This window comes from Brakhagea slesvicensis, assembly GCF_052161625.1.
Lineage (GTDB): Bacteria > Planctomycetota > Planctomycetia > Pirellulales > Pirellulaceae > JBKCUI01.
This window is the reverse complement of sequence record NZ_CP197412.1, coordinates 3,820,125-3,845,685: the sequence shown is the minus strand read 5'-3', so window position 1 is coordinate 3,845,685 and position 25,561 is coordinate 3,820,125. Positions and strand designations below refer to the sequence as shown.

The following is a 25,561-nucleotide window of genomic DNA, read 5'->3' as shown; positions in this document are numbered from 1 at the left end:
ATGAATCGTTTTTTATCTTCCCTTTTTGCAATCTCTTCCGTCGCGGTCGCGGGTGTTTTGCTGGTCTTCGCGATTTCGTTCATTCGAAAGAATACACCTAAAGAGCAAAACGTGGAGGTCAAGCGAACTCCTCCCACTGCTCCAAATGTTCAATCGGTTACCTCGCGGCCATCCGACTATCCCTCGAGCGCGAACTTCATTGGCGGTGTTGGAATCGTCGAACCCGTTGGAGAGGCAACGACGATCGGTTCTCAGCTCCCGGGTGTCGTGGAAGACGTGTGTGTTCAACCCGGAGACTTGGTGAAACAAGGGGATGCACTGATCCGTTTGGACCGTCGTTCTGCGATCGCGGATGTCGCAGTCGCCAAGGCTGAATTGGTATCGCAGCAAGCCAGGTTGGCAGAACTGCAAGGGAACATTCCAACCTTGGAAGCCCGTTATCGAGCTGCAATCGCGATTCATGAGCAAGCCGAGGCAGCACTCCGAAACGCGGAGAAAGAACTTGAACGGGTGCGATCGGTCCAGGGTACCTTTGCATTGTCCGAAGAGGAGATCGATACACGGCGGCTCAATTTGGAGACCGCCAAAGGTAAATTCGCCGAGACCGAAGCAAGGCGACTTGAGGCCAAAGCCAATTTGGACCTACTTGCGGGACCGATAGCTCCTTCGATGGAAGTCCAGAAAATAGCGGTTATGCAGGCGGAGGCGAATTTGCAACGAGCCCAAACCAATCTGGAATTGAGGACTATTGTGGCACCCAAGGATGGAACGGTCCTTAGCGTTCGCTTGAGAGTGGGCGAGTTCGTTCCCGCTTCCATCCTCTCGACTCCTTTCATCTCGTTAGGAGTCATCGATCCTTTGCATGTTCGAGTCGATATTGATGAAGCAGAAATCCCACGTTTTTCTGCCGGTGCGAAGGCATACGCTTCGTTGCGTGGGAAACCGGGGACCAAGGTTCCTCTTTTGTATGTCCGCACCGAACCGTTGGTCGTCCCAAAGAGGACTTTGACTGGGACCGTAAGCGAGCGCGTCGATACTCGCGTGCTACAAGTCATCTACTCGGCCAAGCCTGACGAGCTCAAGGCCTCGATTGGGCAGCAAGTCGACGTCTATATCGAAGGAAATATCGACTAAAGGGAATTCGGATCGACGCCGGTTAGCCCAACCTCGTAGCCCGCACCTCTGAGAACCGAGTGCGCTTTCATCAATACGACGATCACGAGAATGAGCGGTAGAAAAGGGATACAGCCGAGAAAATAACCGAGGATCAAGAGGGCTGCCACCGGACCATCGTAGAGCCGAATACACAGGAAGATATATGCGATCAGGAATCGGATTGCGAGAAATAAGAGGGAAAGAGCGAGGATGGCGATAGGAACTCCGATCACGACCAGCAGCGTGATATCGACTTGTCCAGGTACCAAGACAAGTTGAGCAACCACTACGAGGATCCCGTAAAGCACCCCCACCACCAAACTCCACAAGAAGGAAGTGACTAGAGCGCGATGCCAATAGGCGATGGAGTAGAGGGTGTCCTGATCAAGCGACCGCTTCCGTCTTGGTCGAGCCCGAGAGCTTCCGCTCGATGGATAGCTTGCGGTATACGGATTCTCCGTCGCGTGGGCCGGGGCGTTCCAGTTTGCATCGGGGATTGCCAATTCATCCCAAATCGAAGGCGATGGAGTTGGCGGAGTGACAGGTGTTGAAGTTGAAGTGGGGCGCGCAGGCGGCTTGGGTGCAACGGTTGGTTTTGATTTCGGAGTTGTAGGAGCAGGGGTCGGTTTTGGCTTGGGTTTGGAAAGTTGGATCGGTGCAACAGCAGGCTTTGGTTCAGGGAGCTTTAATGGAGCAATGAAGAACACTTCATTGCACTCGGTGCACTTTCCTTTCTTTCCCTCCATACCCGGTTTGCCCTCGAACATGAAATGGCAAGCAGGGCACTCGAACGGAAAGCTATCGGTGGTAGGTGTATCGATCGCTTTTTGGCTAAGCGTAAAGATATGTCCACATCCCTTGCACATTCCTCGTGTCCCTTCGAGGGCGCTGACGTAGTGCAAGACAACGCGGCATTTCGGGCAACCGATTTGCAGCACATCCGAGTCGGCGGTACTTGTTGGCGTGGGCGGGGCGCCACTGATTGCGGCGCCAGTGGTTGCGGCGCCAGTGGTTGGGACGCCAGTGGGGAAGTGAGCTGCTTCGGGGGTGGGAATATCGAGCGTTGCGTTGCAGGAGGGGCACTTGCACTTCTTGCCGGCAGATTGATCGGCAACTCGAAGCGTTTTGCTACAGTATCTGCATTGGAACTCAATACTCATCGTGATGTTCGGGTGGGTGGAGGGCGGAGGTTGGAAGAGGGACGTTGGACTGCCGAGTCGGCTCGTGCTGGAACGCAGTCCTATTGTAATTCGAGAGTTCGGGCCAAGGGGGCGAGAAGTGAATCGATCGGAAGAAGGAGATCGGAGAGCCCCAATAAAAAACGAGGCACTCGGCCTCGTTCGTAGGTGGAAAAGCTTAGCTAGGGGCGAAAAGCTAGCGGCTCAACCGATTAGGCATCGGTTGGGAGTTCGAGCAGTCGAGCCATGCGGTGGAAATCACAGCCGGTCTCGATGAACCGAACTTTGGTTACCAATGTCTTAGGGTCAACCAGTTGTTCGAATGGAACAAACGAGATGTTGAACTGCCCTCCCACTGAGACCATCACTCCATTCTTTTTCTCTTCGATGAGTGCACGATAGGCTCCGACACCGATTTGGGAGCCGAGCATCACGTCGAATGCGGTTGGGATGCAGCAGCGGGATTCATAGCCCAGTTGGATGCCATTGACTTTGCGCGATTTCCCTGTCGCCTTCTTGTAGGCGTCCGACAGCATCGAAGCGAATGCCTTTCCGATCGCGATGTTAGAGATCGCGATGTGACCATGGTCGTCGCGAGCGACCCCGTCGAGGTAGGACATCGGAAGATACTCTGCAAGTCCTTCGGCAATCACGATACATCCGTAATTGCGGCCGGCCTTTTCACGCGCGATCATCATCGCCACCATCTTGTTCACCACCGCATCGAGATCCATCACCGTTCGGACTTTCTCGGAACCGTCTTCTTGCTTGACGGTTTCGGTCTTTTTCAAAGGTCCAGTGATATCTTCCACGCTTAAAACCATGCAAGCGTCACCGGCAATTGCTGCCCCATAAGCGAGCCAACCGGCAGAGCGTCCCATCGCTTCGCAGAGGAAGTACGCCTGACCTGCTGCGGCGTCGCGATTGAGATTGCGGATTTCCTCGGCGAGCACTTCTGCGGCGCTGAAGTATCCGAAGGTGAAATCGATTCCGGAGTAGTCGTTGTCGATGGTTTTCGGAAGGTGAATGACGGGCATCCTCACCTCGGAAGCGGGCAACGTGTCTTGGTAGAGCTTCATCTTGTTCGCTGTTTTCAAGGTGTCGTCCCCACCGATGCTGATCAATGCATCGACTCCGAGCGATCGCAACGCCTTGTAAACCCGACCGAGGGGGGCGGAGCGTTCTGGATCCCGAAGATGATCCGGACTCGAAACCGATTTACCGGGATTCGATCGCGCGGTTCCGATCATGATGCCGGGTTCGGTACGGGAGAACTCCAAGCGTTCTTGAGTGATCTTGAAGTAATGTTTCCCCTCAACCAGCGGCTGACTTGGATCGAAATCGATCAAGTTCGAGTAGCCGTGTTTGACGCCGATGACCTCGATGCCGGCATTCAAGAAGGTGAAGGCTGCAGAGGTGATCACGGCGTTGGCTGCGGGAGCGGGACCACCGGCGAACAAAATTGCTACTCGTCGAATTGCGGTCATAACCATTAGATCTCGTAATAAGTTGCGCGAAAATCAGTCGTTTTAGTCGCGCGAGATTGTACTCGCGCTGGGGGACTTGTCCAACGCCTCCAGCGCCGTGGAAGGCTCGGTAGTTTAGGGGGTTTTTGCCCGATATTCCCGCTGTGACGACGGTAACTCACCAAGACGCGTCGGGATGGATATGATGATTGAACGCATGGAAACCGTTGGACCGATGGTTACGGATACTCCGGGTGCGTCGGCATTCGACGTATCCCCATCTGCCCTCGGAGCCCTTGGGATGTCCAAGCATCAGTCAATTGCACAAAAAAATCGCCTCGCGAAACTGCTCGTCGGCTGTCTTCACGGACTAGTTGGGACGGCTTTTCTCTGCGACGCGCGTCATTCCCAAGGTCAGGGAGTTTATTCCCATGGTCAGGAGGCCGGGGCGGCATTCAAAGGGGAACCGTTTTCCCCGCAAAGTGTAAAGCCGTTGGGCGCTCCGGTCGCTGGTGATCTTTCCGCGTCGCCATGGTCGAGCCGTTTGTCCACCCCGCCTGTAGCCGCCGTGCGATGGGGTTCAATCCAGGCCATCGACCCTGTGCCCTCGGAAACACCGAACGCGAATGCGCAGGCGAACGAACCTCGCCGAGTCATTCCCACCCGCCCGGTCTCCAATCCTGAAGTGACTGCGGTCGACTTTTCGGGAGTCGACTTTTCTTCGGGCAAGCCACCGAGCGTTACCATCGCCAATCCATGGGTGGTCGCGGAGCCCCACACCGATGCTGGCCCGTCAGCATTGTTCCCCTTTACCACCGCTGAACCGTCTGGGCAGGAGAAGAAACTTCCAAGTCAGCGCGAGCAACTGGCCCAGCGAGTTAGCGAGAATCTATTGCAGCCCAATGCTCGATCTGCACAAGGTTACTCCGTACCGCCGCCTCAGGCCTTAGAGCGACCCGCTGGGTGGAGTGCCCTAGAGGGAGAGCTTCGGGCTGCGTTGGAGCAATGCGACCAGCTACTCCGTCGCGGGGCGGTTCACAGCGCTCGAGACGAAATCGTGCTGGGGCTGCGCAAATTGATGCGCACCATGGATGCGATTCGAGGTGCCTACGTCAGCGAGCCCGCTTTGGACAGAGCGCTCCAAGCATTGAAAGAGGAGTTGGACTTCTTAAGTGTTAGTCATGGGGTGACGGTCGAATCAATCGTTGCGACACATTCCACCGAAGTACTGAAGAATCGACCGCTACATGGAGTCTCACCAGCTGTCGCATCGCAGCATTACCGAAGCTTTTCACGCCATCAATTCCTGATCGGTGCTGATGAACATCCATGGGCGGCAGACCTCCTTTATGCACTTGGAAAGACGTTGGAGAAAGAGGCCGAGACGAACACGGTCGCGACTCTTTCCCTCCGAAGCCAAGCGGTCGTCTGTTATCAAGCGGCCATTCAACTTCACTCGAATCATCCCGAAGCGAGCAATCAGCTCGGGTACAGCCTGTTGTTATTGGATCGAGTCGATGAAGCGTTGGTCGCGCTCAATCGGGCTGTGCAGCTCAACCCAAATTCCAGCTCTTGGGCGAATCTCGCGGAAGCATACAGGATATCGGGAGCACTTGAGCAATCGTCGCTGGCAGTAGCCAAAGCCAGTGAGTGGCAACGAGCCGAGAGGCCGGGATACAGCCGAAGCAATCCTGAAGTGATCGAGATCAGCCCTGAGGAGTTCGCTCGCTTTAGCCCGGCTCAAAACTCCTACTCCTCGCCGTCGAATCCGGTTGCGACGCAGCCGGTTGCGACGCAGTCGAATCGCTCGTCACCTCCAGCGCAATCGGCCGGTCGATTCTCCAATCTTTTCCGGTAATGCCCCACTATGTCTACGAATATGTTGACTGGAATTCTAGTGAAATCGTGTCGAGCCGCTCGATGCGTTTCATTGTTTGGTTTCTTGGCTGTCGGCGGAATGGCTTCGAGTCTTGACGCACAAGTGCAAGAGGTGCCATTGCGAACGGAAGTCATGGCTCCCAGCTATTCTTCAGCCGTCCAGATCCCGCCCCCGTCTCAGCCAATCGGGGTCACGAGCGGCGCATGCCTACCTTGTATTTCGGCGGTTGACTGCGCGGCTGACTGTTCGGTAGGGGGCTCGGGATTGAAAAGATGGTGCGATGCCGCACCAGCGAACTTTCAACCGTTGATACACGGCGAGTATATCGGTCCGATCCGTCTGCCCGCGTTGCTCGAGTACCGCGTGCGGGTCAACGACGAAGTGACGTTTACCTATATCCCCAATCGCGAGCGTTCGCAGGGGGAGTATCGACTGATGGTTGGGGATTCGATTCAGATGAGCTCCGTCTCCGACGAATCGCTTCGACGTGAGAAGATTACCGTTCAGCCCGATGGCAAGATTTATGTACCCGTCTTGGACACGCCGGTGGAAGCCTCCGGGAAAACCATTTCACAACTGCGAAGAGATCTCGAAACGGCCTACAAAAAGTACATTGTCAGTCCCGCGATCAACGTGGAGTCGGTCAGCGTGAATACCGCTCTCGCCGACTTGCTCGACTCGGTCAATGGTCCGTTCGCAGCTGGCGGTCGAGCGTTTCCCACCGTGGTAAACCCGGATGGGCGAATCCAGCTTCCGATGGTAGGCGGTGTTTATGTGCTCGGCCTTACCCTGGATGAAATCAAGCGAGAGATCAACCTCCGCTACCGCGACAGGGTCGCAGGGATCGATGTGGAGCCGAGGCTCACACGGGAAGCACCGCACTTCTTCCATGTCTATGGACAAGTCGCTCAACCCGGTCGCTTTGAAATGAATGGTCCCACAACCGTGACGGCGGGGCTGGCGCAAGCGGGGGGCATCTCCATCGGGGGAAATGGCAGGCAGGTTGTCATATTCCGGCGGGAGCAAGATTGGCGTCTGGTTTCCACTGTGCTCGATCTTCGTGGAGCCCACTTGGGTAAAGTCCCCAATCCGTCCGACGAAATATGGCTTCGTGATTCCGACTTGATCATTGTTCCGGAACGGCCGATCACACGATTTGGACAAGCAGCTCAGTTGATCTTCACCGATGGTATTTATCGCGTCATCCCCTTTACGATCCAACAGTAGAATCCGTATTCAGTCGCAGGAGATTGGAGTACACTCCTGGCTTGCCAACCCATCTCGATTCCAACGATCGCCATGAGCCACTACCAAGTTTCCCGAGTTGAGACCCGAAAACAACAAAAGCAGTTCATGGAACTGCTGTGGCAGCTCTATAAGGGGGATCCGAATTGGATTCCTCCGTTGCGGATGAACCAAGAGGAACTGGTTGGATTCCGCCGCCATCCCTTCTACGAAAACGCGAAGTGCCGCCCCTTCATCGTGGAGAAGGATGGAAAAGTAGTCGGACGCATCGTTGGAATCATCAACCATGGGCACAATCAGCGCTACAAAGAGAAGCGCGGGTTCTTTGGCTTCTTTGATTGCATCGATGATCAAGAAGCAGCGAACCAATTGTTTCGAGCCGCCGCAGAATACTTGAAGAGCGAAGGGATGACCGATGTCCGAGGGCCCTGCAATCCGTCGCTCAACTACGAGCTCGGAACGCTGGTGGAAGGGTTCGATACTCCGCCCACTTTCATGATGACGTACAACTGGCCCTATTACGACAAACTCATTCGCGGTTTCGGTTTCGAGAAGACACAAGACCTGTATGCCTTCGAGGGGCATATCGACATGCTCGATAACATTGATCCGAAGCTCAAATTCGTTATCGATGAAGTGAAGCGACGGTTCAACGTCACGCTTCGGCCCGCCAGCCGCAGGCACTTCGACAAAGAGATTCAACTTTTTTTGAACATCTACAACCGGGCCCTTCAAAGCACTTGGGGGTTCGTGCCGCTGACGGAGGCGGAGAGCAAAGCTATCGGTTTCAGTTTGAAGTTCCTCATCGATCCGGCGGTAACGTCATTCGTCGAAGTCGATGGTCAGCCTGTCGGAGTTGGACTCGGGCTGCCTGATTACAATCCACTCATCAAGAAGATCGACGGAAAACTCTTCCCATTCGGATTCTTGCGACTTCTGTGGGGTAGGAAGACGATCAAAAAGATAAGGGTTATCAGCACCAACGTGGTGCCGGAGTACCAGCGTTGGGGATTGGGATTGGTCGCGCTCGAAAGGATGCTTCCCGATTGTTTGGCGAATGGAATCGAAGAAGCCGAATTTTCTTGGGTTCTCGAAAGCAACGATCTTTCACGCGGCTCATTGGAGCGCGCCGGTACGAAGCGAACCAAAACCTATCGACTTTACGACAGATCGCTGTCCGACATCAACTAATCCCTTCGAAGACGCCGAAACAAGAAATTGTTATACTCCATAAAAGTCTCCGAGCCGGTGTTTCGCTTGACCTAAGCTGGCTTGTAAGAATCCTCTCGACACGCATGGAACACGGGCGACATGAACGAGGCACTAGCAGTTATCCTGGCGGGCGGAAAAGGAACACGTCTTGAACCCCTGACACGGGATCGAGCGAAGCCGGCCGTTCCGTTCGGTGGTAGCTATCGCATTATCGATTTCGTTCTGTCCAATTGCTTGAATAGTGGCATCCGCAAAATGCTGGTATTGACGCAATACAAAGCCATGAGTTTGGACCGGCACATCGGGCTTGGATGGCGCGATTACTTCAGCCGCGAGCTGGATGAGTTTATCGACATCGTCCCCCCTCAGCAGCGAATCGACGAACATTGGTATCAAGGAACGGCGGACGCTGTCTATCAAAACATCTATGCCATTGAAAAAGAGAACCCCAAGTACTTGCTGATTCTGGCGGGCGATCATATCTACAAGATGAACTACCACGCCATGCTTCAATTTCATAAAGAAACGCAAGCGGATTTGACAATCGGGGCACTTCAAGTCGACGTCGAATCGGCGAAAGAGTTCGGAGTGATGCAAATCAACTCCGACCAGCGCATTATCGGTTTTCAAGAGAAGCCAAAGAACCCGCAAACCTTGCCAAATGATCCTCATCATGCGTTGGCATCCATGGGGATCTATGTATTCAATACCCGGTTCCTTTTCGAGCAACTTTGCCAAGACGCCAATGACCCGAAGAGCGCCCACGACTTCGGAAAAAACATCATTCCTTCGATCATTGATAGTCGACGCGTATTCGCATTTCCGTTTCGCGATGAGAATCGTAAAAAGGAAGCTTATTGGCGCGATGTTGGTACGCTCGATGCGTTTTACGAAGCCAACATGGATTTGGTGAGTATCGATCCGCAATTGAATCTCTATGACGATTCATGGCCGATTCGCACGCATCAACCGAATCTCCCCCCTCCGAAGTTCGTTTTTGGTTCGCGTGGCGAGGGAGACCGTATCGGGACAGCGATCGATTCCATCATTTGCCCGGGGACCGTCGTCAGCGGCGGTCGCGTCGTGCGGAGCGTCGTAGGCCCGCGTAGTCGCATCAACTCGTACTCTCAAGTCTCGGATAGCATACTCTTCGAGGGTGTGGAGGTCGGGAGACATGCAAAGATCCGCAACGCGGTCATCGATAAAAACGTTTGCATCCCCCCCGGGATGGAAATCGGATTCGACTCGGAATTAGACCGTTCGCGCGGATTCACCGTTTCTCCCAAAGGAATCGTGACCGTTGCTAAGACGGAAGATCTTTCGATGTTCGCAACCAGCGCCCTTTCTACTCGCATGCGTTCAGACAACCCTGCAAAGACACCAACACCCCATCAACTAGAACAACAGTTCACGCTGGCTCGGCATGGAGCGGACATGCCATCGCGCGAGGAAGAAAGATGAACACGACTCCAGTCCTATACTTGATGATGGGACTACTCTTCGGGACTACTTTTTTGTCGGTCGGTATCGCTCTTGGTTACTGGTTTTCAAAAAGAGGACAGCCGGATTACCCCCTCCCATCCGGTTCCCATCCAATCAACGCCCTCGCCCCTGCCGTCCCGAGCTTGGATGAAACGCAGCAGATCGTCAATGCGATTCGGAACTTTGCCACTTGGACGACCGATTTGGCAGGGGATTTTTCTCGCTACCAATCCACATTAAGCTCCCTCACGCGCCGAGCTGCCGATGGTTCGAGTATCCAAACCAAGGAAGATGTTCAGGTACTTCTCGAACAGATCGTCGCGGCCAACCGACAACTGCAAGAACGACTCGACTCGGCTGAGCAAAAGCTTGAAGACCAAACGAAACAGCTGGCGGGTTACCTCTCCGAAGCCCGCACGGATGGTCTGACTGGTTTAGCCAATCGCAGGGCGCTCGATCAAAAGATCGAAGAATGCTTCGGCAACTGGATCAAGTCTCAGCGATTGTTTTCGCTCGCGCTCATCGATATCGATCACTTTAAAAAGATCAACGACACCTACGGGCATCCAGCGGGAGATGCCGTGCTTCGGGAGGTCGCAAATCGACTCAAGGAATTTAGTGCCGATACGATCCAAGTCGCTCGTTACGGAGGTGAGGAATTTGCGATCCTTCTCGAATGCGATGCAATGAGTGCCGCACAAGTCATGGAGAAGATTCGTCTTGCCATGTGCGATCATTCTGTGCCAGCAGAGGGGCATGAGATCCAGGTCACCCTGTCCTGCGGAGTCTCGCAGATTGTCGCGGAAGATCGCATTGGCAAACTGGTGCGCCGAAGTGATGAAGCTCTCTACACGGCGAAAATGGCTGGACGCAATCGAGTCTTCATCCACCATGGACAGATTTGCGAAGTCTTTGGCGATCCTTCGCCTACTGGGATTGTCCAAGCCAACACGGGGCAGGATACGGGAGCGTCGAAATCAAATGACGCATTGGAAGAGAAAATCCTAAGGCAGATCGATCAGATACTAGCCAAACATTCTCGCTCCGTGTGAAAGCGATCGATCATCGCCAAACTCAAGGCCGCTTTAGCGGGCAGGCTGGCGACGCGGACCCATTCCTTATCGCTGTGCAGGGCGTCTCCCTCGGGGCCAAATGTGTCAAGATTCGGAACCCCGAACCCTGCTAATTTGTTGCCATCGCTCGCCCCACCCGACGCTCGCCAAGCAATTGGCTGACCGAGCACGGCCGCGACCGTTTCCAACTCTCGCATCCAATGCTCCGTTGGTTTATTCACGGTTTTCGGAGCCGAGTGAATGCCGCCATGCAATGCGATGCTGTGGTCCACCTCCGAGAGATGGAAGAGATCGACTACTTGTTGGATTTTTCTCTCTGCCCAAACGCGATCTTCGTCGTCGTTGACTCGTACATTGACTCGTACCACACACATGTCTGGAACGACGTTGACGGCATCCCCACCCCGAATTCTGCCTACATTGAAAGTAACACCCGGACGGATATTGTTCAGAGCGTCGATCTGAATCGCAACTCGACTCGCATGAACGATCGCATTTTTGCCCTGGTGGAAATTGCGACCGGAATGCGCAGCCCTGCCTCGGACAATCAATGTATAGGTTCCCGTTCCCTTGCGAGTATGGACGAACGCACCATCGGCCAGGGTAGGTTCGTAGAGCATCGCAAATTGATAGTCCGGAGCGATTTCTTTCCACAGGCTCGTCGACGCTGGGGATCCTATCTCTTCATCCGGTGTCAGAATCACGGTAAAGTTCAAGCTTGAAGGCTGAAGGAACCGCATAGCCGCCATCAATGCCCAACGCATCACGACGATACCTCCTTTTGCATCGATCACACCGGGACCTCGAAGCCGAGCCTCGCCATCGACTTCGTACGATACGCAACGTTGGAATGGGTCGGTCTTTCCATAGACCGTGTCGTAATGAATGGTCAAAAGCAACCGACGATCTCCGCACGCTTTCTCACCAATCCAATCCCAACGCAACGCATGGGTGGTCGACTGAAGTGCCGCGTTGCCGTAGTCATCCTGAACGGCGAACACGGGCAAGGGTAGCTTCTGAATCGGTAGGCCCAGTGGAGAGAAGTACTCTTCCAAGTACGACTCGACCGTGGCCAGTCCAGTTAAATTGTCGGAACTAGAATTCAAATTGCAAAGAGCAATCAACTCGTCCCGCATGGTGTCCTGATGTTCGATAAGCCACGCCTTCGCAGCTTCCATTATTCGGGTTTCCATGAAATCGATCGTCCGTCTTCGTCAAAGTCAAAGTGAGCCAAGGATGCTAAGCAAATAAATCTTGTTCCGCGGGGATGCTGAAATACCCAGTTCCTGTGATGGTGTCCGAAGAACCACCACTGCGGTGCATGTACGTCGAATAGGTCTTGTAAGAACCGATTGGTTGCACTCCAAGGTAACTGATGGGGGAGCGTCGCAATGCTCTGCACCAACTCCGCGGGGCAATCGTGTGTGACGACCATGTTGGGCCGCTGCTGTTCGTAAAGTTGAATTGCCAGGGAAACCTGCTCCGCATTCAGCTCTTCATCGTGCCACCAATTGAGCCCCTCCACTCGCGACGATTTGTCGATGCTCTCCGCACCGCGTGCAAAAAAGAAGCTTAGCTCTCCTTCGGTTAGTGGAATGGAGTGCATTCCGTAGTCCCCGAGAAAATGGGATGTCAGCCTCCCGAGGTGGTCATGGTTGCCTGCGATGGCGCGATGCTTCTTCGGATCGACATGCTGCAGGTCGGTGTAATCAAGCGAAAGATCCCCCACTTGCATCGAGTAGTTTGCATCCGACACCAGCTTCAAATACGAGCGACCGCGAACGCGAGGGTCTCTCCAAATCGCGGGCATAGTGCGTCGGTCTCTGTCTCGGTCGGCACGGCGCGTTCGTTCCTGCATTCGACCGTGGACGTCGCCGATGAGACGAAAATGAACCGAAGTCATTCCGTGAGCCTTCCATTTCCGCGTTAATTCCTATTCAGGAACTCATCCAAATTGAAAACGATATTGATGACCAATGCCAACGCGGCGACGTCGAGGTCCGATGCCGTCGCACTTTTGGGCTTCTCACCCAACTGCGCAATGCGGGCTGCGTCTTCCGGTGCGGCTGCCAACCTCTCCCGGAATTGACGATAAGCATCGTGCAAAGTCTTTGACTCAGAAACAGTTGCCGGACGCAACAACGCCTTTTGTACAACGTACTGAATCTGCTCTTCAGACTGCAGGTACCCAGCCTCGATGGTCTTCGCTGCAAGATATCTCGCCGCCTCCAAATACTGCACATCGTTCATCAACTGCAACGCTTGCAAAGGGGTGTTCGACCTCTCGCGCCGCGAACAAAATTGCTCCCGATTGGGTGCGTCGAAATTGGTCATGAAGGGAGGCGGTGCCGTTCTCTTCAAATACGCGTAGATGCTCCGTTTGTAGAGTATCGGTCCGTGGTCTTGAACGTAGTAACGGGTGTTGGAATCGCCGTAGCCAACGGGCTCCCAAATATTCGGTGGTTGATATGTCTTGAATCCAGGCCCCCCCATCTCCGGATTTAACAAACCGGATACGGCCAAGATATTGTCTCGGAGCTGCTCGGCATCAAGCCTCATACGGGGCCCTCGCGCGCCATATCGGTTTTCAGGATCCAACGCTAACTGCTCAGGGGTTACGGACCCGAATCGCTGAAAGGCTTCGGTCATCACCAATTGCTTCATCAACCGTTTGACATTCCAACCTTGATCGCGAAAGTCCGCCGCGAGTTCGTCGAGCAACCGCGGATGCGTGGGGGGAGTTCCTTGCGTTCCAAAATCGTCGCTGGTTTTGACTAAGCCAGTTCCGAAGACTTGCTGCCAAAATCGATTGACCGTAACACGTGCAGTGAGCGGGTTCTCTGCCGAAACGAGCCACCGCGCAAGATCCAATCGATTCAGAGGTGCATCTTTTTGTTTAATCAGCTTCGGCAAAATAGCAGGTGTTCCAGGTTCGACCGGATCGCCCTTTTGATCGTATTGACCGCGCGTCATCACGAAGGCTTCGCGTGGCTTCGGGACATCTCCAAAGACCATTGATCCTGCCAAGGAGTTTTCGAGCATTTGGCGGCGGATGCCCGCTCGCCTCCATCGGATCCGCTGCTCTTTGAGTTCATCGGAAACAGAATCCGCGACGTAGGCGAAGTAATATTCTTCGACCGACGAACGCTGAGCCTTACCAATATCGCTTTGGGCTCCCTCTTTGATTGCCTCAGCCTGCTTTCCCAAGGCTAGGGGAAGCGACTTGTTCTTTTGTTTCGTCCACCAAGCCTCAAAGCCACCGTCATCGGCAGAATGAAACTCGCCAGTGGCAACAAATCCGTCCCAATCGCAATTGCCCCCAAACAGACCGATTTGCAGATCCTGCACATCCTCAGCTGGAAGGTTTTCGAGCGAAACCGACAACTGAGTCCAAACACCAGGGGCGGGAAGAGGACCCGTCGGTTCTTTACTCCCTCGATCGATCAACATCGCATCCTCGGGGGAATTGGCCCAAGTCCATCGCGTCGACTTGTTCCCTGACTTCACCGAAACAGTGATCGCTCGAGCCGGTTCGTATCGATCGAGTCGGACCCAAAACTGGAGCGTCCCGTTCTTCGGGACTTGGAGTGCAGGCCAGCCGCCCGATAGGGTCTGTTCGAATCGATTCCCGAACGATTGGCTGAGAAACCTGACACCCATGGGAGCAGACGATTCCACTCGCCAGATTTCTTTATTCCGCGAGGTATTGCGGGTACGACTCTCCAAGGGAAACTCGTCGTCGATCCAAATTTGGGAGACGCGATGGGGGAGCGTCTTTTCCTCGCGAATGGCTCCCTTGGCGATCGGGGTCCGACGCTCGTAATTCCTGGCAATCTCCAGCAACTTCTCACGCTCGGCGTTTTCTTGTTGCTGCAACGCATCGAGTTCCTTTTGATGTTCCGCAGAGACAAGCCGTTTGAACGGAGCGGTTGTCGAGATATTCCCATCCATCGCCGGATCGGCCGCGCTATAGAAAAACGCATAGAGCGAGTAAAACTCTTTGGTCGAAAGAGGATCGTATTTATGATCGTGGCATACCGCGCACCCCGCCGTGAGACCCAACCAAGTCTGTACGGTCGTGCTGGTCCTATCGACCGCGTATCGGAACAAGAACTCCTCGTTGATGGCGCCCCCTTCGCTCGTCGTGACGTTGCAACGATTAAAGCCGGTCGCGATCCATTGGTCTTGCGTGGGATTGGGAAGCAAATCACCGGCGAGCTGGTCGATCGTGAACTGATCGAATGGCTGGTTGGCATTGAAGGCACGTATAACCCAGTCGCGATAGGCCCAGATCGACCGGTCGTTGTCCAAATGCAATCCGTGCGTATCTCCGTACCGCGCGAGATCCAACCAATGCTTCGCCATTTCCTCACCAAAATGAGGGCTGGCCAAGTACTTGTCGACAATCCGTTCGTAATTGGCACGCGAGGGATTGGTGCTCAAACTGGTCACATCGGCCGGATCGGGAGGAAGTCCGGTCAACGTCAACGCGACCCGTCGCACGCGCGTCGCCGCATCGGCGATAGGATTCCGTTGCAAGCGGTTCTGATCGATGGCGAGATTCAACTCTCGGTCGATATCGATTTCTCGGTCGGATTTTTGCAAGGGTTCGAACGCCCAATGCTGTTGGTAGTTCGCTCCCTGCGCGATCCACTTCTCCAAAATCTTCTTTTCCTCGTCGGTCAGCTGGCGATTGGCGGAAGGAGGAGGCATGACCGAATCAGGATCGGTGGAAACAATCCGTTGCCAAGCGAGGCTCTCGCCCAAGCTTCCCGGCTTGATCGCAGCCGATTGCCCTTCGCGGCTCGCGTAGGCATCCGAAGCGGTATCAAGCCTCAGTCCTGCCTCGCGCGTTTTGGAATCAAAGCCGTGGCAGCGAAAGCATGCTTGCGAAAGGATCGGACGGACATCCCGATTGAATTCAATCGGATCCTCTCCTCGAACCGGGGAGCTCGCGATGGTAACAATACAGAAAAGGGTGGGAAGAAGGAGGTCCCCAAGAAGGGCTTGGGTTGAACGCTGCATCATGGTGAGATTGGATCGGTAGGGGGCGGGAGCGATTCGCGGTCTAGTGATACCAGTATATCCGTTGTGGGGAGCTTCGCGTTTTCTTCCTCAGCCAAATCCCAACCCCAGACTCATAAGTCCGCTGGGGAAGTGGTTCGACTTGGAACTCCATTCGGTGCATCGACCGTGGCGGAGGAGAGGGAAGGGGTGGCGACTGCCGTCCTCAGCAACTGCAGTCGTTTCATGTCCGCTCCCCGAGGAAAGTTGCTTTCAAAGAGTTCGAATTGGAGCACATCGCTCAGGGGCTGTATGGCAGCTTCCTCGACGGGACGTTTCTGCCACGGAATCGAAAGCTCCAGACCGCGTTCTTCCGCGAGAAGCTTCGATTCGGCCGTTAACGGAAGCTGCTCGCTCATGCCGTTTCGAAGGCGAGCCTCCACAAGCTGTTTCGTGACCTCTTCGTCGTAGCAGTTGTCGACTCCTCGGAAATCAAGCCACCTGGACAAGTCTTCACCCTGATTGGACTCGGTCCAAAATTTCCAATCTTCGCTCGCGGCCACATCCCAAACCACAATCGATTCCATGCCACCGAACACGCACTGTCGCGCCGTTCGCGTCACGGGAATAGGAGTCGTATTTCCGGTCACCCAGGACGCATAAATCCAAGAACGGGCCGTCCAGGTTGTGACATTCTGCAAATCCATCACGATGCGGCTCGCGCCGCGCGTCGTTGCATTGACGCGAGGTAACTGAAGCACCGAACCGCTCAATGCAAACAGGGAGTTTTCCCACTTGCACTCCGCTCGCACGGGTGCAACGACTTGCAATGCATCGCCAAAACCGGAAAGGATGACGTTGCGGACATGGATCTGGGCAGGAGCCATCAGACCTGAACTATCCCCCAGGGAAGTGGGTATGAGGCTCGCTTCGCAGCGAATTGCAGCGGGGAGGGTCGAAAGTCCACTCATCGTCGCATTGGCATCGATCGCGATGCTGCAATCCTCGAGCACCAATTGGCCTCCGCTGCGACACTGAAACAAGGCCTGCCGGGCATCTTTAGCTCGCCACACGAAGTCGCAGCCAACGATCCGAACTTGGCTGTTGCCACAGTCCAACCAAGCTCTCGAGTCGGTTAGTTCGGTGCTGGGAACATCGACTTCGATCGTGCATCGCTGTCCCGGAGGGCTCGTGATCGTTAGCTTGCCCTGCGTTCGCCCGAACCCTCGCAAATTCGAAAGACTTCGAAGCGATGTCGATTGCAGCACGATCTTCGTAGCGTCAGGCGTCAAATTGATTCGCTCCAACGCTTGATCCATCGTGGAAGCAAGCTGCCGATTGGTTTCTAGTTGCTCCAGACTGAAGCGATTGTCGACAACAATGCTCCCGGACTCTGCGGGGACGCTGAGCACCGGCGTAGAACTTTCGACTCCTTTCGCGGCCGTATTGGTGTCGCGATCAATCAACTGCAATTCGGGAAGCACGACTCGAGGGATTTCGAATTGCCCATTGCGCAGCCCCTCCGCTTGCATCCAAAACATGACACCTGCAATGCATGCGAGAGCTACCGCGTGGGGAAGCATCCAACGGGCCCAGGATCCCGATGCCTCGGAAACCAACTCGCGAGGGTCGGTGTCTCGGGTCCATTGCAAATTCTCGAGGATAGCGAGAGTCTGCAAGTCGTCGATTAAGTCGATCGGTTGTTGATATCGATCTCCCGGACGTTTGGCGATCATCTTGCGAAGGATGGCGATGAGGGAATCGCTCAACTCCGGGCGGTGGGCCCGAGGATCCTCCGGCATCTTGGTCCCGTGCATCAAGAGCTTTTGAAGAGCCGTTCCTTCGGGAAAGGGCGGAGAACTGGTCAAAAGAAAATACCACGTGCAACCGAGCGAATAGATATCGCTCCGCACGTCTGCGTCGCGTGGATCGTGCGCTTGCTCGGGGGAGATGTAGTCGAACGTACCGAGTGTGACACCGCTCGCAGTAAGATCGTTGGTCGAACGATCCATCTCCGTGACGCGAGCCAACCCCATATCAACGATCTTGGCATGCCCGTTCGCCGTGAGAACGATATTCGATGGCTTGATGTCCCGGTGCACGACCTGCCGGTCGCTGGCGTGCTGCAAGGCTTGCGCGACCTGACGCACCAAAAAGACAGATTGGTCTACCGACATCGGACCGTGACGCAATACCCATTCGCGAAGGTTGATCCCCTCCACGAATTCGAAGACGATGTAACTCCATTCGGCTGTCTCGCCGACGTAGTAAACCCTCGCGATGTTGGGATGATCCAATTTGGCAGCAGATTGGGCCTCAAACCGAAATCGTCTCATTGCCTCGGGATCGCGACCCGCTGCAGGAATCGCTTTGATCGCTACTTCGCGGTTGAGCCGGATGTCTTCTCCGCGAAAGACCGCCCCCATTCCACCGATGCCAACAAGCGATTCGATTCGGAAGTGATCGAGCTGCTGGCCGATCAAGGCCTCCGCCGCACCATGCCACGCCAAACGAAACGAGCCGCGCGGCGCTTGAGCGGGTGCCGAATCCCCCTGCGGAACCCGAGCTCGAATAACGGTCCGATCCAAGTCTCCATCGCGACCCATGATCGTTCCGTGGATCTGCGTTTCGGTGAGCTCCGACTCGTCACCGCGAAGCAGATCTGCATCGGAACGATTCGAGCTGTCCATGCTAAGCCGTTCTCGCTCGATACGAGCGATCTTGGAATTGTCTCGAGCGCCGTGAACCCATCGCGACGGCTCGCTCGACCATTTTCAGCTTCCTATAGACGACCGGTCGATTGGCAAAGCGTTCCAGCGATCTGCGATACTTCAAGAAGAACATAAAGGTCTCCGCGAAATCTTCGCTCGCATTGGTCGTCGCATAATCGGTAATGAACTGACTAAGCAAATAGCCATAGAAAAACTTCACTTTGGCCGCCTCCGTTTTGCGACGCTTCTTACCCGCCTGATACACCGGATCCTTCTTTACCCCCTTTCGCCACGTGTCATAGGGCATGGAGGTGCAATTGCTGTACGCAGCCCCAAAGGTTCGAGGGAACCAATCCTGGCGAAAGAACGAGGAATCTAAATAGTACCAAGCATGCGCGTATTCGTGGCGTATGGTGTCCGCCAGCGTCATCCCGGGCTTGTAAGGAACATGGGGTAAGTCGCGAGGGAGATAAATCACTCCGGGACGATAACCACGGGCTGCGTAATGCCCTACGCGCTCAAAGACGTAACCTCGCTCGCCCCCGCTTTTCTCATTGGAAATGCACAGCTCGACAGCATCCAAATAGACGCCATCGGCGAGCAATCCCACCTCAGCAAGTTCATGTCGGACTAGATTGTATGCACGGTCAACATTGGCCATGATTTCAAGAAGCGTTCGGTCTTCGTGGAATGGTATCCAGGCCCTTGGCCCGGAATCAAAACGGCGACGCCTCCATGCTCTCAACAAGTCTGCTTCGACCGGCCCCGAACCGCAAACCGATTTTGAGAAAAACCGCCAACCACCCAAAAGAGGGGGTGCTATGGGCGGCGCTCCTCGCAAATCGGTCAGATCCGAAACCTTCCGTCATGCAGTCAAAACGATTCTTACCCGGAGAAAAATTTCGGCAATTCCTCCACCCACAAGAACTATTAGACACTCTTATTTCTCCCGCAATGCAACGGAAACAGGTGTGGTTTTCCCGGAGTTCCCAAGGAGTCGCCTACTCCCGCGGGCCCGGCAGAAGCCCTTATTAGCAGACCCGATTTTGCGAAAGTGGCGGGGTGGATGGACTCTCTGCATTTCGGGTTTTCTGGCCCCGAGAGCCTTGCATTGGGTCATCCCGGCGCATTTCCAGCCGCCCATGAAAAAAGGCCCCCAATACGGAGGCCTTTGTTTGCAATCTGATCGGAAGCGGGTGCGGATCTACTTCTTGAAGCGATCGGCGCTGATCTTGATGACGCCCAAATCGTTTTTGCCTTCCTTGAGGGTCATTTGCGTGGAGCCACGCTTCCAAGTCTCTTTCTTGCCCCCGATGGTTATCTCTTCAATCGATTTGTCTTGGTTCTCATGCCAGAGTTTGAAATCGATCGGAACCCCAGCAGGGAGTTTCTCGATTTTGATCTTTCCATCCACATCGCTGATGCCGACATAGGGGTGGTCATAAACCAGCACATAAGCGCTCATCCAAGGGTGGATATTGCAGTCGACTTTGGTCGCGGCCTTTTCCTCCGATTTGGTGGCGATGTCGACCGAGGTTCCCGCTGGAATCACTGGGTTCTTTTCGTCGTTTTCAAAGAACGAGAACTTGGCATTGTGTGGGACGGAATCGGAGTTCTTGACTTCGATCGTCTGACCAACGCGAACGGCCATCACGTGCGGGATGAATTGGCATTTCACATTGTCCAGCAACGCCTTCTTCGTGGGAACAGCCCGAAGATCTGGGTGAATGTCGTCAGCCTTGAGCTTGGTTTTTCTCGTGTCGATGGTAAATACCAAGTTGGCGATCCCATTGTTCTTGGGATTGACGACGAGATCCTCGATCACCACCCCCTTGGGATCTGCGTTGCACTTATCTTTCGCATTCGCATCGATCAGTTTCGGTTCGGGAGCTTTGCCGTCCAAGACGACCGTGAACTCAATATCAGCCCACTTTTGCGCTTGGACCACTCCGGGCACTACCAAGGATCCGGCGACAGCCAACGATCCAAACAAAAATGACTTCATAAGATGCTCCAACATTGGATTCGAGAGAAATGAGAGTTTGAGGCAGGAGGCGTTTCGATGCTGTTAACCAGCGTGCTATCCTACCCAGAATCTCGCGATAATCAATGAGAAGCCCGCTGAACGACTCGTTCGGTTGCGGAAGAATTCGTCCACTGTCCCGAAGAAGGGATTTCATCGCTACGGGGCAAGACCACCACCCCGATCCTACCCGAGACATGCCAATCCATTTCAGAATCATTAGTGCGGCCGAGAGGACTCGAACCTCCAAGGGATTGCTCCCACTAGCCCCTCAAGCTAGCGCGTCTGCCAGTTTCGCCACGGCCGCAATAGATTGCTACAAGATCGACGAAGTTTAAAGCCTATCCGAGCTTCGTCAAGCCATCTTCGAAACCTGGCGAAATACTTTGCACGCCGCTTCAATTCCCGCTTTCGATACATCCAAGTGGGTTACCATCCGGACACTATGCGGTCCAAACGCCATGACCCTTACCCCATGTTCCAAGCATCGATCCGCAAAATCCTTGGCAGTCCCCCACTCCTGCGCAATTCGGAATATCACGATATTCGTGTCTGGAACCGGGTCCATGAGTTGAAAGGATGGATTTTCTGCAATCGATTCCGCGAGTATCGCAGCGTGGTGATGATCTTCGACGAGCCTCTCGATGTGGTGGTCGAGCGCGTAATGAGCCGCAGCAGCCAAATACCCACACTGACGCATTCCTCCCCCGAATAGCTTTCTCGCTCGCCTCGCTTTCCGGACCAACTCCTTGGTCCCCGCTAGGCACGACCCGACAGGTGCCCCCAACCCCTTGCTGAAACAAACGCTGACCGAATCGAACGGCCTCGACAACTCCTCAAGCTTGCAGCCAATCGCGACACTGGCATTCCAAAGCCGCGCGCCATCGAGGTGGCACGCGATCCCTTGCTGCTTTGCTTCGGCACAGATCGCTTCCGTTCGCTCAAGCGGATAGACCTTGCCTCCTCCTCGATTGTGTGTGTTCTCCAAACAAAGGAGTCGTGTGGCTACAAGGTGGTCGTCGTCGTTTCGTCGAATCCCCGCCAATTGCGAAGGCGCGAGCAACCCCTTGACGCCCTCCAAGGTCCGTGCAACCAGTCCGCTCAACTGCGCAAATGCTCCTTGCTCGTAGTTGTAAATGTGACACTGGCTCTCGCAAAGGAATTCGTCACCAGGCGAACAGTGGCAACGAAGCGCGATTTGGTTCGTCATCGTTCCGCTGGGCATAAAAATCGCCGCTTCCTTTCCTAGCAACGATGCGACCCTTTCCTGCAACGCGATCACCGTCGGATCGATATCAATCAAGTCGTCTCCTACCTCCGCGTTCATCATCGCTTTCAACATCGGGGCGGTAGGACGCGTTACGGTATCGCTGCGTAAATCGATCATGGAGAATGGTGATGGATTCTGAAGTAGGAGTCGCGAAGGGGAACCGTCGTGCGTGGTAATTGCCTTCCCAATGTGCTTGAAGCTTTCTATCAGAGCTCGCCGCTGTGTTCAAGATTCCGAGGTGCTTCCCCCTCACTCCAAACGTGTGAATCCTCACGCATACGCTATAATGCGATGGCTTGATCCTCGTAACTCGTTCGAACTCTTACTCGTCGCGCTGAGCAAAACGAACCCCGCATCACTCGTTTGACGGAATCTTATAAATCGTGATGCGTAAAGCCTTGAGCTCCCCCCAATTTGTTTTTCTTTGCACCTTAATGTTGGGTTTCGTATCGTCTTTCGCAATCGGGACGAAGGCGAACGCGATGGAAGAGCCAACGGTCGTCGCATTTCCCGGCGCGGAGGGATGGGGGGCCATAAGTCGCGGTGGGCGAGGGGGCAAAGTGATTCGAGTTACGAATCTCAACTCCTCAGGGCCAGGCAGCTTGGCAGAAGCCTGTAGCACGGAGGGGCCTCGCATCGTTGTCTTCACGGTGAGCGGGGTTATTCGTGGCGACGTTCGAATCACCCACCCCTTTATCACGATCGCGGGGCAAACAGCGCCCGGAGCAGGGATCACGATCGAGGGAGTTGTCTCCAGCTATGACCATGGTGTGCACGACGTTATCTTGCGACACCTTCGGGTGCGCCCTCGCCGCGCAACAGGAGCCGGAGGCGATTGCATCCAATTGGGGGGACAGGGGCCCAGGAAGACGGGTACGTACAACATCGTGCTCGACCATCTCTCGCTCAGTTGGGGGAACGACGAGATGATCGATCTTTATCACGCACATCATGTCTCGGTGCAATGGTGCACCATCGAAGGGTCGGATAACCAAGGGCACGATAAAGGAGAACACAACTTCGGAATGATCTCCGCCGCGGAGGATAGCGGTGCGGTCTCCATTCACCACAATCTGTGGGCTCATCATGCTCGACGCGTCCCCTGTATGGCCCCTTACCGCGAAGATGCCGCAGGCGATTTTTGCAACAATGTGATCTACAATTGCCGAGGTGGTTACACCGACGATGGCCATGGCGATCGCGTTAAGAGTGCAGTCAACCTTCACAAGAACTATTATCGACGTGGTCCACAAACGAAAGATCGGATCTACCCCTTCGCTTTGTCACCCAAGATGAACTATTTCGTCCACGATAATTACTTCGAAGATTGGGGCCTGCAGGGGCATCCGAAGTATTGGAAATGGGGAACGCAGCCCGGCAGCGCACCGAAATGGCTGCAATTCAACAATAACGGAGGTGAGTTGGATGCTCCTGCTCCTACGCCACCGATTCAACTCGTCGGACCGGAGGATGCTTACGAGCTAGTACTCCGCAAAGCAGGCTGCTGGCCTCGCGATCGCGTTACACTTCAAACCATCGAAGAAGTTCAATCTCAAACCGGTAGCTGGGGACGCAGCAGTCCCCCAGCGCCGAGCGACGAATGGTTCCTGCAAGGTCTCGAGAAGGCCGCTCCGCCTCCGGATTCCGATCAAGATGGAATGCCCGACGCATGGGAGCTACGACATAACTTGAATCCCAATGACCCGCTCGATAGCGCAAAAATCGTCCCTCGGGGAGAATCGGATGCAGACCGTCATGCCGGCTACCCTTTTATCGAGCTCTATCTCAACGAGTTGGCCGATCGATGAACGATGACTCCAGTACCGCCCCTTCGCCATCGAGCGTTGCCTTCACTATTTGGGTAGATGCAGATGCGGCACCTCGCGAAGTCAAAGAAATTGTTTTTCGAGCATCAAAGAGGCTGAACCTCCCGGTACGCCTCGTCGCCAATCAAAGTATTTATGCCCCACCGTCCGGCGGACGGGTCCAGAGTATTGCGGTCGCCAGCGGTGCGAACATGGCCGATCGTTATATCGTCGATCATGCAAGCCCCGGAGATTTAGTGGTCACCGCCGACATTCCGTTGGCCTCGCAGTTAGTGGATCGAAAAATATTGGTTTTGGACCCTCGCGGATTGATCCTCGATGCCAATAATGTCCGAAGCCGCCTGGCCGCGCGGGACTTGCTCGATGCGGCTCGCGGGGCAGGGATGGAGGTGTCTGGGCCTTCTCCTTATAACGCTCAAGACAAAACAGCATTTGCATCCGCCCTCGATCGCATCCTTACCAAAGCAACGCGAAAAAGATCTTAGGAATTGACAACGATGAATGCGAACTCCAGCCGCTTCCTTGGGTGGCTCTATCTCGTTCTGGCGTTAGCGGTATCTCAGAACAATGCCCTGCCCCAGAGTCCTGCAGACCTTGCAAAACTGCCAAGCCTTCCGAAGGTGGAACGCGAATACCGCGGAGTATGGGTCGCGACCGTTGCGAACATCGATTGGCCGAGCAAACCAGGCCTGTCAACTCAAGACCAACAACGAGAAGCGATCGCGATATTGGATAAAGTCGCGGAATTGCGAATGAATGTGGTCGTGCTTCAAGTCCGAACCAGCTGCGACGCGTTGTATGAAAGCAAGCTGGAGCCGTGGAGCTACTTTTTAACGGGAAAACAAGGAACTGCACCAGAGCCCTATTATGACCCGTTGGAGTTTTGGATTCACGAAGCACATCGCCGCGGGTTAGAACTCCACGCTTGGTTCAACCCGTTCCGGGCAAAAAACTCGGGTCAGACCTACGCCGACAGCGCGGGCCATATCAGCCAGACCAAACCCCATCTCGTAAAGCGATATGGGAATGACAAGACGAATTACCTGTGGCTGGACCCGGGCGAGGCAGAATCACGCGAGCATTCCTTGGCTGTTTTTCTGGACGTCCTTCGCCGTTACGATGTCGATGGAATTCACATCGATGATTACTTTTATCCCTATCCGGTCGACGATATTCCTTTTCCAGATGACCCTGCTTGGAAGACATACCAATCGGGCGGAGGAGTTCTCGCTCGAGACGATTGGCGACGGGATTCCATGAATGCATTTATCAAGCAGCTCTACGGGGAGATCAAAAAGACGAAACCGCACGTGAAGTTTGGAATCAGTCCCTTTGGTATTTGGAAGCCTGGGTACCCCGAGAGCGTCGCGGGCTTCTCCCAACATGACAAACTCTACGCGGATGCGAGACTTTGGCTTAATGAAGGGTGGTGCGATTACTACACTCCCCAATTGTACTGGTCCATCGCAGCCAATCAGCAAAGCTTTCCAGCACTGCTCGCTTGGTGGAGCCAAGAAAATCTCCAAAATCGTCATCTAGCTCCAGGCCTCTACACCGGCCGCATCGGGGATAAGGCAAGACCTTTTTCGGCGGAACAAATCGAGAACCAAGTTTTCCTGTCGCGGTACATGCCAGGAAGCCACGGTTCCATTCACTTCAGCATGAAGGCCTTGATGGGAAATCGCGAAGGGATCAGCGATCGGTTGCGAGAAAATGCTTATTCCAGCGAGGCTTTGACGCCCGAATGCAAGTGGATTGAAGCGAAAACGTTGGACGCACCCGTCGTTCAAGTCGAAAGCCATCCATCTGACGGGTTCCAAGTCACTTGGAAGGGAGCGGACCCTGATGCTGTCCGACGATGGTGCTTGTCGGTACTGCACCAATCAGCGTGGAAGACAACCATCCTCGGGCGAACCGAGAACAGCTTCCATATCACCAGCGAAGCAGGCAGGGAGCCTAAAGCTATCGCTATCTACGCGATCAACGGGGCCGGCGTTGCCGGGAAACCCGCCATCCATCTGCTGTCCAAAGAGTGAA

Annotated in this window: 18 protein-coding genes and 1 tRNA gene; 9 read left to right on the top strand and 10 right to left on the bottom strand. The window is 54.6% G+C overall.

The window, feature by feature from the left end; genetic code table 11:
- Entirely contained in the window at nucleotides 1-1,134 is a 1,134-nt protein-coding gene (locus SH467x_RS14615) for an HlyD family secretion protein (RefSeq protein WP_482367847.1), read from the top strand.
- Here SH467x_RS14615 and SH467x_RS14610 read toward each other — a convergent pair.
- Both SH467x_RS14610 and SH467x_RS14605 read right to left on the bottom strand, forming a co-directional pair.
- Entirely contained in the window at nucleotides 1,131-2,315 is a 1,185-nt protein-coding gene (locus tag SH467x_RS14610) for a hypothetical protein (protein ID WP_482367846.1), read from the bottom strand. The two genes, SH467x_RS14615 and SH467x_RS14610, sit on opposite strands and share 4 nt — an antisense overlap.
- Before the next feature lie 230 nt (nucleotides 2,316-2,545).
- The gene (locus tag SH467x_RS14605) at nucleotides 2,546-3,820 is read right to left on the bottom strand and encodes a 6-phosphofructokinase (protein ID WP_482367845.1); all 1,275 of its coding nucleotides are present in this window, start codon (nucleotides 3,818-3,820) and stop codon (nucleotides 2,546-2,548) included.
- 181 nt (nucleotides 3,821-4,001) lie between these two features.
- Between SH467x_RS14605 and SH467x_RS14600 the strand changes: the two genes are divergently transcribed.
- From SH467x_RS14600 to SH467x_RS14580, 5 genes are all read left to right on the top strand, one after another.
- The gene (locus SH467x_RS14600) at nucleotides 4,002-5,657 is read left to right on the top strand and encodes a tetratricopeptide repeat protein (RefSeq protein ID WP_482367844.1); all 1,656 of its coding nucleotides are present in this window, start codon (nucleotides 4,002-4,004) and stop codon (nucleotides 5,655-5,657) included.
- Nucleotides 5,658-5,756: 99 nt separating this feature from the next.
- The gene (locus tag SH467x_RS14595) at nucleotides 5,757-6,905 is read left to right on the top strand and encodes a polysaccharide biosynthesis/export family protein (RefSeq protein ID WP_482367843.1); all 1,149 of its coding nucleotides are present in this window, start codon (nucleotides 5,757-5,759) and stop codon (nucleotides 6,903-6,905) included.
- A gap of 72 nt (nucleotides 6,906-6,977) precedes the next feature.
- The gene (locus SH467x_RS14590; RefSeq protein ID WP_482367842.1) at nucleotides 6,978-8,114 is read left to right on the top strand and encodes a GNAT family N-acetyltransferase; all 1,137 of its coding nucleotides are present in this window, start codon (nucleotides 6,978-6,980) and stop codon (nucleotides 8,112-8,114) included.
- Nucleotides 8,115-8,234: 120 nt separating this feature from the next.
- On the top strand, nucleotides 8,235-9,596 hold the full coding sequence (gene glgC / locus SH467x_RS14585; protein WP_482367841.1) for a glucose-1-phosphate adenylyltransferase: 1,362 nt from the start codon (nucleotides 8,235-8,237) through the stop codon (nucleotides 9,594-9,596).
- Nucleotides 9,593-10,669 carry a GGDEF domain-containing protein gene (locus tag SH467x_RS14580; RefSeq protein WP_482367840.1) on the top strand — a complete coding sequence of 359 codons (1,077 nt, stop codon included), beginning with the start codon at nucleotides 9,593-9,595 and terminating at the stop codon, nucleotides 10,667-10,669. Before glgC ends, SH467x_RS14580 begins: the two co-directional genes overlap by 4 nt.
- Here the strand turns inward: SH467x_RS14580 and SH467x_RS14575 are convergent.
- The 8 genes from SH467x_RS14575 to SH467x_RS14540 form a co-directional block, all read right to left on the bottom strand.
- On the bottom strand, nucleotides 10,636-11,883 hold the full coding sequence (locus SH467x_RS14575) for a hydrolase (protein WP_482367839.1): 1,248 nt from the start codon (nucleotides 11,881-11,883) through the stop codon (nucleotides 10,636-10,638). The two genes, SH467x_RS14580 and SH467x_RS14575, sit on opposite strands and share 34 nt — an antisense overlap.
- Nucleotides 11,868-12,593 (bottom strand): metallophosphoesterase, encoded by a 726-nt coding sequence (locus tag SH467x_RS14570; protein ID WP_482367838.1) that lies wholly within the window; start codon nucleotides 12,591-12,593, stop codon nucleotides 11,868-11,870. The genes SH467x_RS14575 and SH467x_RS14570 overlap by 16 nt, the downstream gene beginning before the upstream one ends.
- A gap of 23 nt (nucleotides 12,594-12,616) precedes the next feature.
- Nucleotides 12,617-15,718, bottom strand: a complete 3,102-nt coding sequence (locus SH467x_RS14565) for a PSD1 and planctomycete cytochrome C domain-containing protein (RefSeq protein WP_482367837.1) — start codon at nucleotides 15,716-15,718, stop codon at nucleotides 12,617-12,619.
- Between the two features lie 110 nt (nucleotides 15,719-15,828).
- Entirely contained in the window at nucleotides 15,829-18,384 is a 2,556-nt protein-coding gene (locus SH467x_RS14560; RefSeq protein WP_482367836.1) for a serine/threonine-protein kinase, read from the bottom strand.
- A 1-nt stretch (nucleotide 18,385) separates the two neighbouring features.
- Nucleotides 18,386-19,066 (bottom strand): hypothetical protein, encoded by a 681-nt coding sequence (locus SH467x_RS14555; RefSeq protein ID WP_482367835.1) that lies wholly within the window; start codon nucleotides 19,064-19,066, stop codon nucleotides 18,386-18,388.
- Nucleotides 19,067-19,609: 543 nt separating this feature from the next.
- A complete protein-coding gene (locus tag SH467x_RS14550; RefSeq protein WP_482367834.1) occupies nucleotides 19,610-20,410 on the bottom strand; it encodes a cupredoxin domain-containing protein in 801 nt (266 codons plus the stop codon).
- Between the two features lie 241 nt (nucleotides 20,411-20,651).
- A tRNA-Leu gene (locus SH467x_RS14545) sits at nucleotides 20,652-20,735 on the bottom strand.
- A gap of 48 nt (nucleotides 20,736-20,783) precedes the next feature.
- A complete protein-coding gene (locus SH467x_RS14540; RefSeq protein WP_482367833.1) occupies nucleotides 20,784-21,815 on the bottom strand; it encodes a threonine aldolase family protein in 1,032 nt (343 codons plus the stop codon).
- 365 nt (nucleotides 21,816-22,180) lie between these two features.
- Between SH467x_RS14540 and SH467x_RS14535 the strand changes: the two genes are divergently transcribed.
- From SH467x_RS14535 to SH467x_RS14525, 3 genes are read left to right on the top strand one after another with little or no spacing between them, the layout of a single operon-like run.
- Nucleotides 22,181-23,506 (top strand): hypothetical protein, encoded by a 1,326-nt coding sequence (locus tag SH467x_RS14535; RefSeq protein WP_482367832.1) that lies wholly within the window; start codon nucleotides 22,181-22,183, stop codon nucleotides 23,504-23,506.
- Nucleotides 23,503-24,009 (top strand): YaiI/YqxD family protein, encoded by a 507-nt coding sequence (locus SH467x_RS14530; protein WP_482367831.1) that lies wholly within the window; start codon nucleotides 23,503-23,505, stop codon nucleotides 24,007-24,009. Before SH467x_RS14535 ends, SH467x_RS14530 begins: the two co-directional genes overlap by 4 nt.
- A gap of 12 nt (nucleotides 24,010-24,021) precedes the next feature.
- Nucleotides 24,022-25,560, top strand: coding sequence for a glycoside hydrolase family 10-like protein (locus SH467x_RS14525; RefSeq protein WP_482367830.1), 1,539 nt, complete (start codon nucleotides 24,022-24,024; stop codon nucleotides 25,558-25,560).
- The last annotated feature ends 1 nt before the right edge of the window (nucleotide 25,561 follow it).

What these genes read in the sequence shown, in the direction of transcription:
- SH467x_RS14565 (WP_482367837.1), bottom strand. Translation starts at nt 15,718, where the DNA reads ATGATGCAGCGTTCAACCCAAGCCCTTCTTGGGGACCTCCTTCTTCCC.
- SH467x_RS14580 (WP_482367840.1), top strand. Translation starts at nt 9,593, where the DNA reads ATGAACACGACTCCAGTCCTATACTTGATGATGGGACTACTCTTCGGG.
- SH467x_RS14600 (WP_482367844.1), top strand. Translation starts at nt 4,002, where the DNA reads ATGATGATTGAACGCATGGAAACCGTTGGACCGATGGTTACGGATACT.
- SH467x_RS14530 (WP_482367831.1), top strand. Translation starts at nt 23,503, where the DNA reads ATGAACGATGACTCCAGTACCGCCCCTTCGCCATCGAGCGTTGCCTTC.
- SH467x_RS14550 (WP_482367834.1), bottom strand. Translation starts at nt 20,410, where the DNA reads ATGAAGTCATTTTTGTTTGGATCGTTGGCTGTCGCCGGATCCTTGGTA.
- SH467x_RS14590 (WP_482367842.1), top strand. Translation starts at nt 6,978, where the DNA reads ATGAGCCACTACCAAGTTTCCCGAGTTGAGACCCGAAAACAACAAAAG.
- SH467x_RS14560 (WP_482367836.1), bottom strand. Translation starts at nt 18,384, where the DNA reads ATGGACAGCTCGAATCGTTCCGATGCAGATCTGCTTCGCGGTGACGAG.
- SH467x_RS14570 (WP_482367838.1), bottom strand. Translation starts at nt 12,593, where the DNA reads ATGACTTCGGTTCATTTTCGTCTCATCGGCGACGTCCACGGTCGAATG.
- SH467x_RS14610 (WP_482367846.1), bottom strand. Translation starts at nt 2,315, where the DNA reads ATGAGTATTGAGTTCCAATGCAGATACTGTAGCAAAACGCTTCGAGTT.
- SH467x_RS14615 (WP_482367847.1), top strand. Translation starts at nt 1, where the DNA reads ATGAATCGTTTTTTATCTTCCCTTTTTGCAATCTCTTCCGTCGCGGTC.
- SH467x_RS14525 (WP_482367830.1), top strand. Translation starts at nt 24,022, where the DNA reads ATGAATGCGAACTCCAGCCGCTTCCTTGGGTGGCTCTATCTCGTTCTG.
- glgC (WP_482367841.1), top strand. Translation starts at nt 8,235, where the DNA reads ATGAACGAGGCACTAGCAGTTATCCTGGCGGGCGGAAAAGGAACACGT.
- SH467x_RS14605 (WP_482367845.1), bottom strand. Translation starts at nt 3,820, where the DNA reads ATGACCGCAATTCGACGAGTAGCAATTTTGTTCGCCGGTGGTCCCGCT.
- SH467x_RS14595 (WP_482367843.1), top strand. Translation starts at nt 5,757, where the DNA reads ATGGCTTCGAGTCTTGACGCACAAGTGCAAGAGGTGCCATTGCGAACG.
- SH467x_RS14575 (WP_482367839.1), bottom strand. Translation starts at nt 11,883, where the DNA reads ATGGAAACCCGAATAATGGAAGCTGCGAAGGCGTGGCTTATCGAACAT.
- SH467x_RS14555 (WP_482367835.1), bottom strand. Translation starts at nt 19,066, where the DNA reads ATGGCCAATGTTGACCGTGCATACAATCTAGTCCGACATGAACTTGCT.
- SH467x_RS14535 (WP_482367832.1), top strand. Translation starts at nt 22,181, where the DNA reads ATGGAAGAGCCAACGGTCGTCGCATTTCCCGGCGCGGAGGGATGGGGG.
- SH467x_RS14540 (WP_482367833.1), bottom strand. Translation starts at nt 21,815, where the DNA reads ATGATCGATTTACGCAGCGATACCGTAACGCGTCCTACCGCCCCGATG.